This window comes from Streptomyces syringium (assembly GCF_017876625.1).
In the GTDB taxonomy this organism is placed as follows: domain Bacteria; phylum Actinomycetota; class Actinomycetes; order Streptomycetales; family Streptomycetaceae; genus Streptomyces; species Streptomyces syringius.
Window position 1 is genome coordinate 3,414,193 of the sequence record NZ_JAGIOH010000001.1, and the last position, 12,734, is coordinate 3,426,926.

The following is a 12,734-nucleotide window of genomic DNA, read 5'->3' on the forward strand; positions in this document are numbered from 1 at the left end:
GCCGCGCGAGAGGTGACGGTCTTGAGGATCGACGAATACATATCAGTCAAAATCCGCACGGACTCATGCCGCGCGGACTGTAACAGTGCACGCCACCTTACCGGCGACCGTGCCCCCCTTGGAACGACCAACCGGGGATGCCCCTTTTGGGACATCCCCGGTTGTCAGATCAACGAGCTCAGACGAGCTCGGTGACGGTGCCGCCAGCGGCGACAATCTTCTCCTGGGCGGAGCCGGAGACGGCGTCAACCGTCACCTGCAGCGCCACGGAGATCTCGCCGGTGCCGAGCACCTTCACGAGCTGGTTCTTACGAACCGCGCCCTTGGCGACCAGATCGGCCACCGTGACCTCGCCACCCTGCGGGTAGAGCGCGGCCAGCTTGTCCAGGTTCACGACCTGGAACTCGACGCGGAACGGGTTCTTGAAGCCCTTGAGCTTCGGCAGACGCATGTGGAGGGGCATCTGCCCGCCCTCGAAGCGCTGCGGAACCTGGTAACGGGCCTTGGTGCCCTTGGTACCACGACCTGCGGTCTTACCCTTGGACGCCTCACCACGACCCACACGGGTCTTGGCGGTCTTGGCGCCCGGGGCGGGCCGGAGGTTGTGGACCTTCAGCGGGTTCTGCTCCGCCATGTCAGTCGACCTCCTCAACCGTCACGAGGTGGCGGACGGTCTGCACCATGCCGCGGATCTCGGGACGGTCCTCCTTGACAACCACGTCGTTCAGGCGCTTGAGCCCGAGCGAACGCAGGGTGTCGCGGTGGTTCTGCTTGCTACCGATGTAGGACTTAACCTGCGTGACCTTGAGGCGAGCCATTACGCACCCGCCCCGGCACGCGCCCGCAGCAGTGCGGCGGGGGCGACGTCTTCCAGCGGCAGGCCACGACGGGCCGCGATCTCCTCGGGGCGCTGAAGGCCCTGAAGCGCGGTCACCGTGGCGTGCACGATGTTGATCGGGTTCGAAGAACCGAGCGACTTCGACAGGATGTCGTGGACGCCGGCGCACTCGAGCACCGCACGCACCGGGCCACCGGCGATAACACCGGTACCGGGGGAAGCAGGCTTGAGCAGGACGACGCCCGCGGCCTTCTCGCCCTGGATGGGGTGCGGGATGGTGCCCTGGATGCGCGGGACCTTGAAGAAGTTCTTCTTGGCCTCTTCCACGCCCTTGGCGATGGCCGCGGGAACTTCCTTGGCCTTGCCGTATCCGACACCTACGGTGCCGTCACCGTCGCCCACCACGACCAGCGCGGTGAAGCTGAAGCGGCGACCACCCTTGACAACCTTGGCGACGCGGTTGATCGCGACAACGCGCTCAACGTACGCGGTCTTCTCGGCGGCAGCGCCACCGTCGCGACCCTTCCGGTCCCGCCGCTCGCCGCCACCGGCACCGCTTCCGCGGCGCTGGGGTCCAGCCATTGGATTTACCTCTCTCTGTTACGTCCGCTAGCTCCGGAACCGGGGCTTAGAACTTCAGCCCGGCTTCGCGGGCGGCGTCCGCCAGAGCGGCAATGCGCCCGGCGTACTGGTTGCCACCGCGGTCGAACACGACGGCCTCGACGCCGGCGGCCTTCGCACGCTCGGCGACAAGCGCGCCGACCTGCTTGGCCAGGGCGCTCTTGTCACCCTCGCCGCCACGGATGGACGAGTCCAGGGTCGACGCCGACGCGAGCGTGTGGCCCGCGATGTCGTCGATGACCTGGGCCACCATGTGGCGGTTCGAGCGCGTCACCACGAGGCGGGGACGCTCGGGCGTGCCGGAAATCCGCTTACGAACGCGGATGTGGCGACGCTTAATGGCGGCACGCTTGTAGGCGTCGCCCTTAGCGATCTTCACACCGTATGCCATGGCTTACTTACCAGCCTTTCCGACCTTGCGGCGGATGACCTCACCCGCATACTTCACGCCCTTGGCCTTGTAAGGGTCAGGCTTGCGAAGCTTGCGGATGTTGGCGGCGACCTCGCCGACCTTCTGCTTGTCGATGCCCTCGACGCTGAGCTTGGTCGGGGACTCCACCTTGAAGGTGATGCCCTCGGGGGCCTCGATCAGGATCGGGTGGCTGTAGCCCAGGGCGAACTCCAGGTTGGAGCCCTTCGCCTGGACGCGGTAACCGACACCGCTGATCTCAAGAGCCTTGCTGTAGCCCTGGGTCACGCCGGTGATCATGTTCGCCACCAGCGTGCGGGACAGGCCGTGCAGGGCCTTGTTCTGACGCTCGTCGTTCGGACGAGTGACGACAAGAGTGCCGTCCTCGGCCTTAGCGATCTCGATGGGCGCGGACACGGCGTGCGCGAGGGAACCCTTGGGGCCCTTCACATGCACCGTACGGCCATCGATGGTGACGTCCACACCAGCGGGAACCTGGATGGGCAGCCGTCCAATACGCGACATTGGCTTTTCCTCCGTTCCCGATTACCAGACGTAGGCGAGGACTTCCCCACCCACGCCCTTCTTGCTGGCCTGCTGGCCGGTCAGGAGACCGTGGGACGTGGAGATGATCGCCACGCCCAGGCCGCCGAGGACCTTCGGCAGGTTGGTGGACTTTGCGTAGACCCGCAGGCCCGGCTTCGAGATGCGCTTGATGCCGGCGATCGAGCGCTCGCGGTTCGGGCCGAACTTCAGCTCGAGGGTCAGGGACTTGCCGACCTCGGCGTCCTCGACCTTCCAGCCGGTGATGTAGCCCTCCTGCTGGAGGATCTCCGCGATGTGCGACTTGATCTTGCTGTGCGGCATCGACACGGAGTCGTGGTATGCCGAGTTAGCGTTTCGCAGACGCGTCAGCATGTCTGCGATCGGATCGGTCATGGTCATGTTTGGCCTTCGGCCTCTCTCGCCGTGGTTTCCTATCTGCGCCATCCCTCTCCCCGAGCAGAGTCGGGACGGGTGCGGCGCGGGGACCTACGGCGTAGTAAGACGGTCATGGGCGGCGGGCGCCCAACCCTTCTACTGTACGCGAGCGAAAACGCAACGCGACAAGATCAGGTCGGGCGACCGCCATCCAGGATGCTTACCGAGAGCCCTGGACACCCCAAGTGGGGTGTTACCAGGAGCTCTTGGTCACGCCCGGCAGCTCGCCACGGTGAGCCATCTCACGAAGGCACACGCGGCAGAGGCCGAACTTGCGGTAAACGGAGTGCGGGCGGCCGCAGCGCTGGCAGCGGGTGTACGCGCGCACACCGAACTTCGGCTTGCGGGCAGCCTTGGCAATAAGAGACTTCTTCGCCATCTCGCTTACGCCTCCTTGAAGGGGAAGCCGAGGTGACGAAGGAGGGCGCGGCCCTCGTCGTCGTTGGTCGCCGTGGTGACCACGGTGATGTCCATACCCCGGACGCGGTCGATCTTGTCCTGGTCGATCTCGTGGAACATGACCTGCTCCGTGAGACCGAAGGTGTAGTTGCCCCGACCGTCGAACTGCTTCGGGGACAGACCACGGAAGTCGCGGATGCGCGGCAGCGCGAGCGACAGCGTACGGTCCAGGAACTCCCACATGCGGTCACCGCGGAGGGTGACGTGGCAGCCGATCGGCTGCCCCTCACGCAGCTTGAACTGCGCGATCGACTTGCGGGCCTTGGTCACGGCCGGCTTCTGGCCCGTGATCGTGGTGAGGTCGCGAATCGCGCCGTCGATCAGCTTGGAGTCGCGGGCGGCGTCGCCCACACCCATGTTGACCACGATCTTGGTCAGGCCGGGGACCTGCATGACGTTCTCGTACGAGAACTCCTCACGGAGCTTCGCGGAGATCTCGTCGCGGTAGCGCTGCTTGAGACGCGGTGCGTTGGTGGTGGCAGTCATCAGATGTCCTCACCGGTGCGCTTGGCAACGCGGATCTTGTTGCCCTCGTCGTCGAAGCGGTAACCGACACGAGTGACGACCTTCTTGCCGTCCTTCTCCACGACGAGCTGAACGTTGCTCACGTGGATGGGGGCCTCGGTCGTCACGATGCCGCCGGTCTGCGAACCACGAGCGGTCTGGCCGGCCTTGGTGTGCTTCTTGACCCGGTTGACACCCTCGACCAGGACGCGGTTCTCGCGGGGCATGGCCACGATGACCTTGCCCTGCTTGCCCTTGTCCTTGCCGGTGATGACCTGAACCAGGTCGCCCTTCTTGATCTTCATCGGTTACAGCACCTCCGGCGCGAGCGAGACGATCTTCATGAACTTCTTCTCGCGCAGCTCTCGGCCCACCGGGCCGAAGATACGGGTGCCGCGGGGGTCACCGTCGTTCTTGAGAACGACAGCGGCGTTCTCGTCGAAACGGATGTACGAGCCGTCGGGACGGCGGCGCTCCTTGACGGTGCGAACGATGACGGCCTTGACGACGTCACCCTTCTTCACGTTGCCACCGGGGATCGCATCCTTGACGGTGGCGACGATGACGTCACCGATGCCCGCGTAGCGGCGACCCGAGCCACCGAGAACACGGATGCAAAGGATCTCCTTGGCACCAGTGTTGTCGGCGACGCGAAGTCGCGACTCCTGCTGGATCACGTCTATCTCCTGATCGTCTGCCGGTTCCCGGCGGGGGCTTCACGGTGCTTGTTCAAAAGCAGCCCCGAAGCCCCGCACCGAGCCTGGCGGAACTTATCCGAGGGAAACCCCTCAGACGGTTTCTTTGGAATTCCCTTGCGGGAATTTCCTTACTTGGCCTTCTCGAGGATCTCGACGATGCGCCAGCGCTTGCTCGCCGACAGCGGACGCGTCTCCATGATGAGGACGCGGTCGCCGACGCCGGCAGCGTTCTGCTCGTCGTGCGCCTTGAGCTTGTTCGTACGGCGGATGACCTTGCCGTACAGCGCGTGCTTGACGCGGTCCTCGACGGCGACGACGACGGTCTTGTCCATCTTGTCGCTGACGACGAGACCCTCACGGGTCTTGCGGAAGCCGCGCTCGTTCGTCTCAGTCACATTCTTCTCGCTCATCAGGCGCTCTCCACCGTCTCGATGCCCAGCTCGCGCTCGCGCATCAGGGTGTAGATCCGGGCGATGTCCTTACGGACGGACTTGAGCCGACCGTGGTTCTCGAGCTGCCCGGTCGCCGCCTGGAAGCGGAGGTTGAACAGCTCTTCCTTGGCCTCACGGAGCTTCGCGACGAGGTCCTCGTCGTTCAGCTCACGCAGCTCGGTCGCCTTGATACCAGCGGCCATCACGACTCACCTGCCTCGCGCCGAACAATCCGGCACTTCATCGGAAGCTTGTGAGCAGCGCGGGTGAGCGCCTCACGAGCAGTCTTCTCGTTCGGGTAGGACAGTTCGAACATCACCCGACCGGGCTTGACGTTCGCGATCCACCACTCCGGCGAACCCTTACCGGAACCCATGCGGGTCTCGGCAGGCTTCTTCGTCAGCGGACGGTCGGGGTAGATGTTGATCCACACCTTGCCGCCACGCTTGATGTGACGGGTCATGGCGATACGAGCGGACTCGATCTGGCGGTTGGTGACGTACGCCGGCGTGACGGCCTGGATGCCGTACTCGCCGAACGCCAGCTCCGTGCCGCCCTTGGCCATACCCGACCGCTTCGGGTGGTGCTGCTTGCGGTGCTTGACCCTGCGAGGGATCAGCATGTCGGTCAGGCCTCCGTTCCGGTGGTCTCTGCCGGAGCAGCGGCGGTCGCGTCGGCCTTGGGGGCCTCGGCGGCAGCGCTCTGCTGCGGCTTGCGGCCGCGGCCGCCACGCTCGCCGCCACGGCCACCACGGGCCGGACGGTCCTGGGCGCCACCACGCGACGGGCGGTTGCCCGCACGGGCGGCGGCGTTCTCGGCGCGGACCTCGGCGATGTTCTTGACGTCGCCCTTGTAGATCCAGACCTTCACGCCAATACGACCGAAGGTCGTCTTGGCCTCGAAGAAGCCGTAGTCCACGTTCGCGCGGAGCGTGTGCAGGGGCACACGGCCCTCGCGGTAGAACTCCGAGCGGGACATCTCGGCGCCGCCGAGACGGCCACCGCACTGGATCTTGATGCCCTTGGCGCCGGCCTTCATGGTCGACTGCATGCTCTTACGCATGGCGCGACGGAAGGAGACGCGGGAGGAGAGCTGCTCGGCGACGGCCTGGGCCACCAGCTGAGCGTCCACCTCGGGGTTCTTGACCTCGAGGATGTTCAGCTGGACCTGCTTGCCGGTCAGCTTCTCCAGCTCGCCGCGGATGCGGTCGGCCTCGGCGCCGCGGCGGCCGATGACGATGCCCGGACGAGCGGTGTGGATGTCGACGCGGACGCGGTCGCGGGTGCGCTCGATCTCAACCTTCGAGATACCGGCGCGCTCCATGCCCTTCGTCATCATGCGACGAATGGCAACGTCTTCCTTGACGTAGTCCTTGTACAGCTTGTCGGCGTACCAGCGCGACTTGAAGTCGGTGGTGATGCCGAGCCGGAACCCGTGCGGGTTTACCTTCTGGCCCATTACCGGGTTCCTTCCTTGCTGCTGACGACCACGGTGATGTGGCTGGTCCGCTTGCGGATCCGGTAGGCACGGCCCTGGGCACGCGGACGGAACCGCTTCAGGGTCGGGCCCTCGTCGACGTACGCCTCGCTGATGACCAGCGAGGAGGCGTCCGTGTGGTCGTAGTTGTGCGCGGCGTTGGCAATGGCGCTGTCAAGCACCTTGCCGACCGGCACGCTGGCGGCCTGCGGGGCGAAACGCAGGACCGCCTGAGCCTCCGTGGCATCCATGCCACGGATAAGGTCCACCACGCGGCGGGCCTTCATGGGCGTGACGCGGATGTACCGCGCCTGGGCCCTGGCTTCCATGGTTGTCCCTTCGGTGTCGTTCATAGTCTTCGCACCCCGCCTTAGCGGCGCTTCGACTTGCGGTCGTCCTTGACGTGGCCGCGGAAGGTGCGGGTCGGCGCAAACTCGCCGAGCTTGTGGCCGACCATGGACTCGGTGACGAACACCGGGACATGCGTCTTGCCGTTGTGCACCGCGAGCGTGTGGCCGAGCATGGCCGGCACGATCATGGAGCGACGGGACCAGGTCTTGATGACGTTGTGGGTACCTGCTTCGTTCTGTGCGTCCACCTTCTTGATGAGGTGGTCGTCGACGAAGGGCCCCTTCTTGAGACTACGCGGCATCTAAACCCGCTCCTAGCGCTTCTTGTTCGTCTTGCGGCGGCGGACGATGTACTTGTTGGACGCCTTCTTCGGCGAACGAGTACGACCCTCCTTCTGACCCCACGGCGAGACCGGGTGGCGACCACCGGAAGTCTTGCCTTCACCACCACCGTGCGGGTGGTCAACCGGGTTCATCGCGACACCGCGGACGGTCGGGCGAACGCCCTTCCAGCGCATACGGCCGGCCTTGCCCCAGTTGATGTTCGACTGCTCGGCGTTGCCGACCTCGCCAACCGTGGCGCGGCAGCGGACGTCGACCAGGCGGACCTCGCCGGACGGCATGCGCAGGTGGGCGTAAGCGCCCTCCTTCGCCAGCAGCTGCACGGACGAACCGGCGGAGCGGGCGAACTTGGCGCCACCACCGGGACGGAGCTCGATCGCGTGGATCGTGGTACCGACCGGGATGTTGCGCAGCGGGAGGTTGTTGCCCGGCTTGATGTCGGCGCCGGGGCCGTTCTCAATCCGGTCACCCTGGCCGAGCTTGGCCGGGGCGATGATGTAGCGCTTCTCGCCGTCTGCGTAGTGCAGGAGCGCGATGCGCGCGGTGCGGTTGGGGTCGTACTCGATGTGCGCGACCTTGGCCGGCACGCCGTCCTTGTCGTGACGACGGAAGTCGATCACTCGGTAGGCGCGCTTGTGGCCACCGCCCTGGTGGCGAACGGTCACACGACCGGCGTTGTTACGGCCGCCCTTGCTGTGCAGGGGGCGGACCAGCGACTTCTCCGGCGTGGACCGCGTGATCTCGACAAAGTCGGCGACGCTGGAGCCACGACGGCCCGGGGTCGTCGGCTTGTACTTGCGGATACCCATTTCTCAGTCCTCGTCCGATTCCGGACGACTCGGACTCCGTTAGGAGACCGGGCCGCCGAAGATGTCGATACGGTCGCCCTCGGCAAGGGTCACGATGGCGCGCTTGGTGTTGGCGCGCTTGCCGAAACCGGTGCGGGTGCGCTTGCGCTTGCCCTGGCGGTTGATCGTGTTGACCCCGGTGACCTTGACCGAGAAGACCGCCTCGACGGCCTGCTTGATCTGGGTCTTGTTGGCGCGCGGGTCGACGATGAACGTGTACTTGTTCTCGTCCAGCAGCGCGTAGCTCTTCTCGGAGACCACCGGCTTGACCAGGATGTCACGGGGGTCCGTGTAGGTCTTGCTGGTGATGACCGCTGCAGTCTGCTCGCTCATCAGGCGTCGCTCCCTTCGAGCTCAGCCTCGGAAGCGGTGGCCTTGGCGGCCGCGGCGGGGCCCGCCACGAAGCGCTCGAAGGCAGCCTGCGTGAAGACCACGTCGTCGGAGACGAGCACGTCGTACGTGTTCAGCTGGCCCGGCTCCAGGATGTGCACCTGGGGCAGGTTGCGGGCGGACAGCCACGCGGCCTCGTCGGCGCGGTCGACGACCAGGAGCAGGTTCTTGCGCTCCGAGATCTTGCCGAACAGCGTCTTGGCGGCCTTGGTGGAGACCTCGCCCTCGACCACGCCGGTGACGACGTGGATGCGGCTGTTGCGGGCCCGGTCGGTGAGGGCACCGCGCAGGGCGGCGGCCTTCATCTTCTTCGGGGTCCGCTGCGAGTAGTCACGCGGCACGGGACCGTGCACGACGCCACCACCGGCGAACTGCGGGGCGCGGGTCGAGCCCTGGCGCGCGCGGCCGGTGCCCTTCTGGCGGTAAGGCTTCTTGCCACCGCCGCGGACCTCGCCACGAGTCTTCGTCTTGTGCGTGCCCTGACGGGCAGCGGCCAGCTGGGCGACGACGACCTGGTGGATCAGCGGAACGCTGACCTTCGCGTCGAAGATCTCCGTGGGGAGCTCGACGGTCCCGGCCTTGTCGCCTGCCGGCGAAAGGATGTCAATGGTGCTCATCGTTACCTCAGGCCCCCTTGGCCGCGGTACGGACCAGGACGAGGCCGCCGTTCGGACCAGGAACCGCGCCCTTGATGAGGAGCAGGCCCTTCTCCGCGTCAACGGCGTGGACGGTCAGGTTCTGGGTGGTGACCCGCTCGTTGCCCATACGGCCTGCCATGCGCAGACCCTTGAAGACACGGCCCGGGGTGGCGCAGCCACCGATGGAACCGGGGGAGCGGTGCTTGCGCTGGGTGCCGTGACCGGCGCCGAGGCCCTTGAAGTTGTGACGCTTCATGACACCGGCGAAGCCCTTGCCCTTGCTCTTGCCGGTGACGTCGACCTTGACGCCCGACTCGAACACGGCAGCGGTGATCTCCTGGCCGAGCGTGTACTCGCTGGCGTCAGCGGTACGCAGCTCCACCAGGTGGCGGCGCGGGGTGACGTCGGCCTTGGCGAAGTGACCCTTGAGGGGCTTGTTCACCTTGCGCGGGTCGATCTCGCCGAAGGCGATCTGGACCGACTCGTAGCCGTCGCTGTCGTTGGTGCGGACCTGGGTGACGACGCAGGGCCCGGCCTTGACGACGGTCACCGGGACAACCCGGTTGTTCTCGTCCCAGACCTGGGTCATGCCGAGCTTCTCGCCCAGGACGCCCTTAATGTTCTTAGCCATCTCGCGCGTCACCTCAGAGCTTGATCTCGATGTCGACGCCCGCCGGCAGGTCGAGGCGCATGAGCGAGTCAACCGTCTTCGGCGTGGGGTCGAGGATGTCGATGAGGCGCTTGTGCGTGCGCATCTCGAAGTGCTCGCGCGAGTCCTTGTACTTGTGCGGCGACTTGATGACGCAGTACACGTTCTTCTCAGTGGGCAGCGGCACCGGGCCCGCGACCGACGCACCAGTACGCGTCACCGTCTCGACGATCTTCTTCGCCGAGCTGTCGATGACCTCGTGGTCGTAGGCCTTGAGCCGGATGCGGATCTTCTGTCCCGCCATGGCTACTTCGTAGTCCTGTCTCTCGTAACGCTCTGGGACTCGGTGTGCTGCGCCTCTGCTGAAGCGCCGCCCTTCTCCGACCCACGCGGTCGGGCGTGTCGCGCCCCTTCCAGTAAAATCTCCCGAAGGAAATTCCCTGATGAAGGGGGCTGTGGGGGAAGGGCACCCACCGAGTGCCTGGCCGGGGCCACGCTGACACTTCCCGGAAGATTCCCGTACTTCCACCCCGTGCCCCTACTGAAACAGCAGGAACGTGCGGTGACGAGTACTGCGGGACTCGCTTCCAGTCCTCCCGGCGGGAGGCGCGCAGCATTGGCACTCAACCGAGCAACCTGAACAGTGTGCCATACGTGCGGGAAGGTGCGCCAATCGCAGCCGAAGAAGGTACCCCGACCGGCTCAGTTGTCAAACCACCCCGCCGACATACGGGACACTATGGGCCTTGAGTTTCCCGCCGCCCCGACTGCCTCGTCCGGGCTCGTCCGGCTCGTCCGTATCTTCCGGCACCGGCCGCTCGACCCGAATCTTGCCCAATCCGTTAACAGGCATTGTCGGGTCTTGGGCAACCGACGCGATTCCCTCGCCGTCCCCTAACACGCTGGGGCAGCCGGGGACCAGGCGCTGCACGACGGGACGGAGTCACGGAGTTGAACATCTCACCGCGCTGGGCCATCTCCCGCAGGGCCGCGCTCACCGGTGCGGCGGCGGCCACGCTGGTCACCGCGGTGGGCTGCAGCGGCGGCGACTCCGGGAAGCACCGGCCGGGCGGCGCGAAGCCCACCCGGGCCGTCGACCCCAGGGCAACACAATCGTTCGACGACGGCAAGCACGCCCTGCTCCTGCAGATCATGGCGCACCCCGACGACGACCTGTATTTCATGAACCCCGACGCCGAGAACATCGCCAGAGCGGGGGTGCCCGTCGTCTCCGTGTACGTCACGGCCGGTGAGGCGGTCGGGCGGAACTGGATCGAGGGGATGCCGAAGACCAAGCCGGACAAGGCCGCGTACGCCTCCGCCCGGCACCAGGGGCTGCGCCAGGCGTACGCCGAGATGATCGGCATGGACAAGTTCTCGCCCTGGAAGAAGTCCGTCATGGACCTCCCCGGGGGCGTGAAGGCGGAGACCAACGAGCTGGGCGACGGGAAACACACCGTCCGGCTGATCTTTCTGAACATCGCCATGCAGTCCGCGAACAACGTGCGCATCCCGCACCTGTGGGAGGACCCGCGCGCGGCCATGCAGAGCCTGGTCTCCACCGGCTCGCCCTGCACCACGGTCAGCACCTACCGGCACGACACGCTGGTGGACGCGCTGGCCGCGATCATGGACCGGTTCAAGCCGACGGTGATCCACACCCTGGATCCGGACCCCGACTACCAGGTCCACGACGCCACCCACCCCAAGGACAACGACTACGGGGCGTGCTCGGACCACCGCGACCACACGCCGACCGCGCTGTTCTCCTGGAAGGCCATGTCCCAGTGGACGGCCGACGCCGTCAAGCGCGACGGCCGGGCACCCCGCTTCACCACCACCGCCTTCCGCGGCTACTACAACCAGCGCTGGCCGCACAATCTCCCGCAGGACGTCGTGGACGCCAAGCACCGCCTGGTCCAGGCGTACGGCGGGGACCCGTCCTGGGAGTGCTCCAACGCCGCCGGCTGCGGTGACTACGGCCAGGGCGGCGACCGCCCGCTGAAGAACCGCAAGGGCTGGATCCGCTCCACCCACTACCGCTACCCCGGTGCGATGCCCGTGGCCGACACCGACCGGGCCGGGCGCCTGGAGGCGTACGGCGTGCTGGGCACCCAGGCCGTGCGCTGGGTGGAGTCCTCCCCCGGCAGCGGCCGCTGGGGCGCGCCGCAGAACCTCGGCGGCGGCCCCCTCGCCCCCGCCCTCGCCTCGGTCAAGGACACCGCCGGGCGCCGGCTGCTGTTCGCGCTGCGCTTCTCCGCCCTCGACAGCCGGGCCAACACCCGCGAGATCGCCGTTCTGGAGCAGCGCGAGCCCGGCGGGGCCTTCAAGGCCTGGCGGGGCCTCGGCAACCCCGAGCGCAAGCCCGACCGGGGCCGCCGCGTCGGCATGCCGGCCGCGATCGCCACCCCCGACGGGCGGGTCCACCTCTTCGTCCGCAACGCCGGCAAGGGCCTCTCCAGCCGGGTCCGCGAGCCCGACGGCCGGTGGGGGAACTGGCAGAGCCTGCACGGCCAGGAGATCCAGGACGGCCTGACCGTCGTGCTGGACCGGGACAAGCGTGTGCACGTCTTCGGGGCGGGCCGCGACACCGTGCACCACTGGGCCCAGGACACCCCGTCGGGGCCGGTCCGCCACCAGCCGCTGGCGGGCCTGCCGCAGCCCGGCGACCAGCCCGCCGCGGCCGTCGGCCCGGACGGCGGGCTGAACGTCGTCTACCGCACCCCGGCCGCGCGGGAACCGGTGGTCTACCGCTTCCTGCCCGGCGGGGGCGGGGGCGGGCAGCAGGTCGCGGCCGCCGAGCAGGTCAGCGGCACCGGTCTGCAGAACTTCGCGGGCTACGGGCCGATCGTCGCGCGCTCCGTGGCGGCCCGGGGCAAGGACACGGTCATGGTGCTGGGCCGGGCCGTGAGCGGCCAGATACAGCTCCAGGACGCGGCGGACCCCGACTCCGAACCGCGGCGACCGCCGGGCGGCCTCGTCCCCGTGGGCACGCCCTCGCTGCTCACGGACGCGGGACAGCAGCTGTGCGCGGTGGCCCTCGGCCCGGACGCCACCCCGTGGGTCTGGCGCGCGGGCCCCGCCGCGGGCGCCTGACCGG

Annotated in this window: 22 protein-coding genes; 1 reads left to right on the top strand and 21 read right to left on the bottom strand. The window is 67.2% G+C overall.

Annotated features, from left to right (window positions below):
- Window positions 1-178: 178 nt before the first annotated feature.
- The 21 genes from rplO to rpsJ all read right to left on the bottom strand — a co-directional run bounded on the left by rplO (window position 179) and on the right by rpsJ (window position 9,938).
- Window positions 179-634 (bottom strand): 50S ribosomal protein L15, encoded by a 456-nt coding sequence (gene rplO / locus JO379_RS14995; RefSeq protein WP_130878993.1) that lies wholly within the window; start codon window positions 632-634, stop codon window positions 179-181.
- A gap of 1 nt (window position 635) precedes the next feature.
- Window positions 636-818, bottom strand: a complete 183-nt coding sequence (gene rpmD, locus JO379_RS15000) for a 50S ribosomal protein L30 (protein ID WP_087927574.1) — start codon at window positions 816-818, stop codon at window positions 636-638.
- A complete protein-coding gene (gene rpsE / locus JO379_RS15005; RefSeq protein WP_116212431.1) occupies window positions 818-1,420 on the bottom strand; it encodes a 30S ribosomal protein S5 in 603 nt (200 codons plus the stop codon). Before rpsE ends, rpmD begins: the two co-directional genes overlap by 1 nt.
- A gap of 46 nt (window positions 1,421-1,466) precedes the next feature.
- Window positions 1,467-1,850 (bottom strand): 50S ribosomal protein L18, encoded by a 384-nt coding sequence (gene rplR, locus JO379_RS15010; protein ID WP_130878992.1) that lies wholly within the window; start codon window positions 1,848-1,850, stop codon window positions 1,467-1,469.
- A 3-nt stretch (window positions 1,851-1,853) separates the two neighbouring features.
- Entirely contained in the window at window positions 1,854-2,393 is a 540-nt protein-coding gene (gene rplF, locus JO379_RS15015) for a 50S ribosomal protein L6 (RefSeq protein ID WP_130878991.1), read from the bottom strand.
- Between the two features lie 21 nt (window positions 2,394-2,414).
- Window positions 2,415-2,813 (bottom strand): 30S ribosomal protein S8, encoded by a 399-nt coding sequence (rpsH, locus tag JO379_RS15020; RefSeq protein WP_087927570.1) that lies wholly within the window; start codon window positions 2,811-2,813, stop codon window positions 2,415-2,417.
- A gap of 229 nt (window positions 2,814-3,042) precedes the next feature.
- Window positions 3,043-3,228: a type Z 30S ribosomal protein S14 gene (locus JO379_RS15025; RefSeq protein ID WP_030368403.1), complete on the bottom strand. Its 186-nt coding sequence runs from the start codon at window positions 3,226-3,228 to the stop codon at window positions 3,043-3,045.
- A 5-nt stretch (window positions 3,229-3,233) separates the two neighbouring features.
- A complete protein-coding gene (rplE, locus tag JO379_RS15030) occupies window positions 3,234-3,794 on the bottom strand; it encodes a 50S ribosomal protein L5 (protein WP_130878990.1) in 561 nt (186 codons plus the stop codon).
- Window positions 3,794-4,117 carry a 50S ribosomal protein L24 gene (rplX, locus tag JO379_RS15035; protein WP_130878989.1) on the bottom strand — a complete coding sequence of 108 codons (324 nt, stop codon included), beginning with the start codon at window positions 4,115-4,117 and terminating at the stop codon, window positions 3,794-3,796. Before rplX ends, rplE begins: the two co-directional genes overlap by 1 nt.
- 3 nt (window positions 4,118-4,120) lie before the next feature.
- Window positions 4,121-4,489, bottom strand: a complete 369-nt coding sequence (gene rplN, locus JO379_RS15040; protein WP_099199421.1) for a 50S ribosomal protein L14 — start codon at window positions 4,487-4,489, stop codon at window positions 4,121-4,123.
- 149 nt (window positions 4,490-4,638) lie between these two features.
- Window positions 4,639-4,920 (bottom strand): 30S ribosomal protein S17, encoded by a 282-nt coding sequence (gene rpsQ, locus JO379_RS15045; protein ID WP_030026328.1) that lies wholly within the window; start codon window positions 4,918-4,920, stop codon window positions 4,639-4,641.
- Window positions 4,920-5,144, bottom strand: a complete 225-nt coding sequence (gene rpmC / locus JO379_RS15050; RefSeq protein WP_030368408.1) for a 50S ribosomal protein L29 — start codon at window positions 5,142-5,144, stop codon at window positions 4,920-4,922. The genes rpsQ and rpmC overlap by 1 nt, the downstream gene beginning before the upstream one ends.
- Window positions 5,144-5,563 carry a 50S ribosomal protein L16 gene (gene rplP, locus JO379_RS15055; RefSeq protein WP_130878988.1) on the bottom strand — a complete coding sequence of 140 codons (420 nt, stop codon included), beginning with the start codon at window positions 5,561-5,563 and terminating at the stop codon, window positions 5,144-5,146. The genes rpmC and rplP overlap by 1 nt, the downstream gene beginning before the upstream one ends.
- A 5-nt stretch (window positions 5,564-5,568) precedes the next feature.
- The gene (rpsC, locus tag JO379_RS15060) at window positions 5,569-6,399 is read right to left on the bottom strand and encodes a 30S ribosomal protein S3 (RefSeq protein ID WP_130878987.1); all 831 of its coding nucleotides are present in this window, start codon (window positions 6,397-6,399) and stop codon (window positions 5,569-5,571) included.
- The gene (rplV, locus tag JO379_RS15065) at window positions 6,399-6,746 is read right to left on the bottom strand and encodes a 50S ribosomal protein L22 (RefSeq protein ID WP_004571827.1); all 348 of its coding nucleotides are present in this window, start codon (window positions 6,744-6,746) and stop codon (window positions 6,399-6,401) included. The genes rpsC and rplV overlap by 1 nt, the downstream gene beginning before the upstream one ends.
- 41 nt (window positions 6,747-6,787) lie before the next feature.
- Window positions 6,788-7,069, bottom strand: a complete 282-nt coding sequence (gene rpsS, locus JO379_RS15070) for a 30S ribosomal protein S19 (RefSeq protein ID WP_030890751.1) — start codon at window positions 7,067-7,069, stop codon at window positions 6,788-6,790.
- Between the two features lie 12 nt (window positions 7,070-7,081).
- Window positions 7,082-7,918: a 50S ribosomal protein L2 gene (gene rplB, locus JO379_RS15075; protein WP_130878986.1), complete on the bottom strand. Its 837-nt coding sequence runs from the start codon at window positions 7,916-7,918 to the stop codon at window positions 7,082-7,084.
- 39 nt (window positions 7,919-7,957) lie between these two features.
- Complete coding sequence (rplW, locus tag JO379_RS15080; protein ID WP_130878985.1) at window positions 7,958-8,290, bottom strand: 50S ribosomal protein L23; 333 nt, start codon at window positions 8,288-8,290, stop codon at window positions 7,958-7,960.
- On the bottom strand, window positions 8,290-8,964 hold the full coding sequence (gene rplD / locus JO379_RS15085; RefSeq protein ID WP_130878984.1) for a 50S ribosomal protein L4: 675 nt from the start codon (window positions 8,962-8,964) through the stop codon (window positions 8,290-8,292). Before rplD ends, rplW begins: the two co-directional genes overlap by 1 nt.
- A 7-nt stretch (window positions 8,965-8,971) precedes the next feature.
- Entirely contained in the window at window positions 8,972-9,616 is a 645-nt protein-coding gene (gene rplC, locus JO379_RS15090) for a 50S ribosomal protein L3 (protein ID WP_086567349.1), read from the bottom strand.
- A gap of 13 nt (window positions 9,617-9,629) precedes the next feature.
- Window positions 9,630-9,938 carry a 30S ribosomal protein S10 gene (gene rpsJ / locus JO379_RS15095; protein ID WP_003948644.1) on the bottom strand — a complete coding sequence of 103 codons (309 nt, stop codon included), beginning with the start codon at window positions 9,936-9,938 and terminating at the stop codon, window positions 9,630-9,632.
- Between the two features lie 647 nt (window positions 9,939-10,585).
- Here rpsJ and JO379_RS15100 point away from each other — a divergent pair.
- A complete protein-coding gene (locus tag JO379_RS15100) occupies window positions 10,586-12,730 on the top strand; it encodes a PIG-L family deacetylase (protein ID WP_245381470.1) in 2,145 nt (714 codons plus the stop codon).
- Window positions 12,731-12,734: the final 4 nt, after the last annotated feature.

Coding starts and splice junctions, on each gene's coding strand:
- rplO (WP_130878993.1), bottom strand. CDS start 634: ATGGCGGAGCAGAACCCGCTGAAGGTCCACAACCTCCGGCCCGCCCCG.
- rpmD (WP_087927574.1), bottom strand. CDS start 818: ATGGCTCGCCTCAAGGTCACGCAGGTTAAGTCCTACATCGGTAGCAAG.
- rpsE (WP_116212431.1), bottom strand. CDS start 1,420: ATGGCTGGACCCCAGCGCCGCGGAAGCGGTGCCGGTGGCGGCGAGCGG.
- rplR (WP_130878992.1), bottom strand. CDS start 1,850: ATGGCATACGGTGTGAAGATCGCTAAGGGCGACGCCTACAAGCGTGCC.
- rplF (WP_130878991.1), bottom strand. CDS start 2,393: ATGTCGCGTATTGGACGGCTGCCCATCCAGGTTCCCGCTGGTGTGGAC.
- rpsH (WP_087927570.1), bottom strand. CDS start 2,813: ATGACCATGACCGATCCGATCGCAGACATGCTGACGCGTCTGCGAAAC.
- JO379_RS15025 (WP_030368403.1), bottom strand. CDS start 3,228: ATGGCGAAGAAGTCTCTTATTGCCAAGGCTGCCCGCAAGCCGAAGTTC.
- rplE (WP_130878990.1), bottom strand. CDS start 3,794: ATGACTGCCACCACCAACGCACCGCGTCTCAAGCAGCGCTACCGCGAC.
- rplX (WP_130878989.1), bottom strand. CDS start 4,117: ATGAAGATCAAGAAGGGCGACCTGGTTCAGGTCATCACCGGCAAGGAC.
- rpsQ (WP_030026328.1), bottom strand. CDS start 4,920: ATGAGCGAGAAGAATGTGACTGAGACGAACGAGCGCGGCTTCCGCAAG.
- rpmC (WP_030368408.1), bottom strand. CDS start 5,144: ATGGCCGCTGGTATCAAGGCGACCGAGCTGCGTGAGCTGAACGACGAG.
- rplP (WP_130878988.1), bottom strand. CDS start 5,563: ATGCTGATCCCTCGCAGGGTCAAGCACCGCAAGCAGCACCACCCGAAG.
- rpsC (WP_130878987.1), bottom strand. CDS start 6,399: ATGGGCCAGAAGGTAAACCCGCACGGGTTCCGGCTCGGCATCACCACC.
- rplV (WP_004571827.1), bottom strand. CDS start 6,746: ATGGAAGCCAGGGCCCAGGCGCGGTACATCCGCGTCACGCCCATGAAG.
- rpsS (WP_030890751.1), bottom strand. CDS start 7,069: ATGCCGCGTAGTCTCAAGAAGGGGCCCTTCGTCGACGACCACCTCATC.
- rplB (WP_130878986.1), bottom strand. CDS start 7,918: ATGGGTATCCGCAAGTACAAGCCGACGACCCCGGGCCGTCGTGGCTCC.
- rplW (WP_130878985.1), bottom strand. CDS start 8,290: ATGAGCGAGCAGACTGCAGCGGTCATCACCAGCAAGACCTACACGGAC.
- rplD (WP_130878984.1), bottom strand. CDS start 8,964: ATGAGCACCATTGACATCCTTTCGCCGGCAGGCGACAAGGCCGGGACC.
- rplC (WP_086567349.1), bottom strand. CDS start 9,616: ATGGCTAAGAACATTAAGGGCGTCCTGGGCGAGAAGCTCGGCATGACC.
- rpsJ (WP_003948644.1), bottom strand. CDS start 9,938: ATGGCGGGACAGAAGATCCGCATCCGGCTCAAGGCCTACGACCACGAG.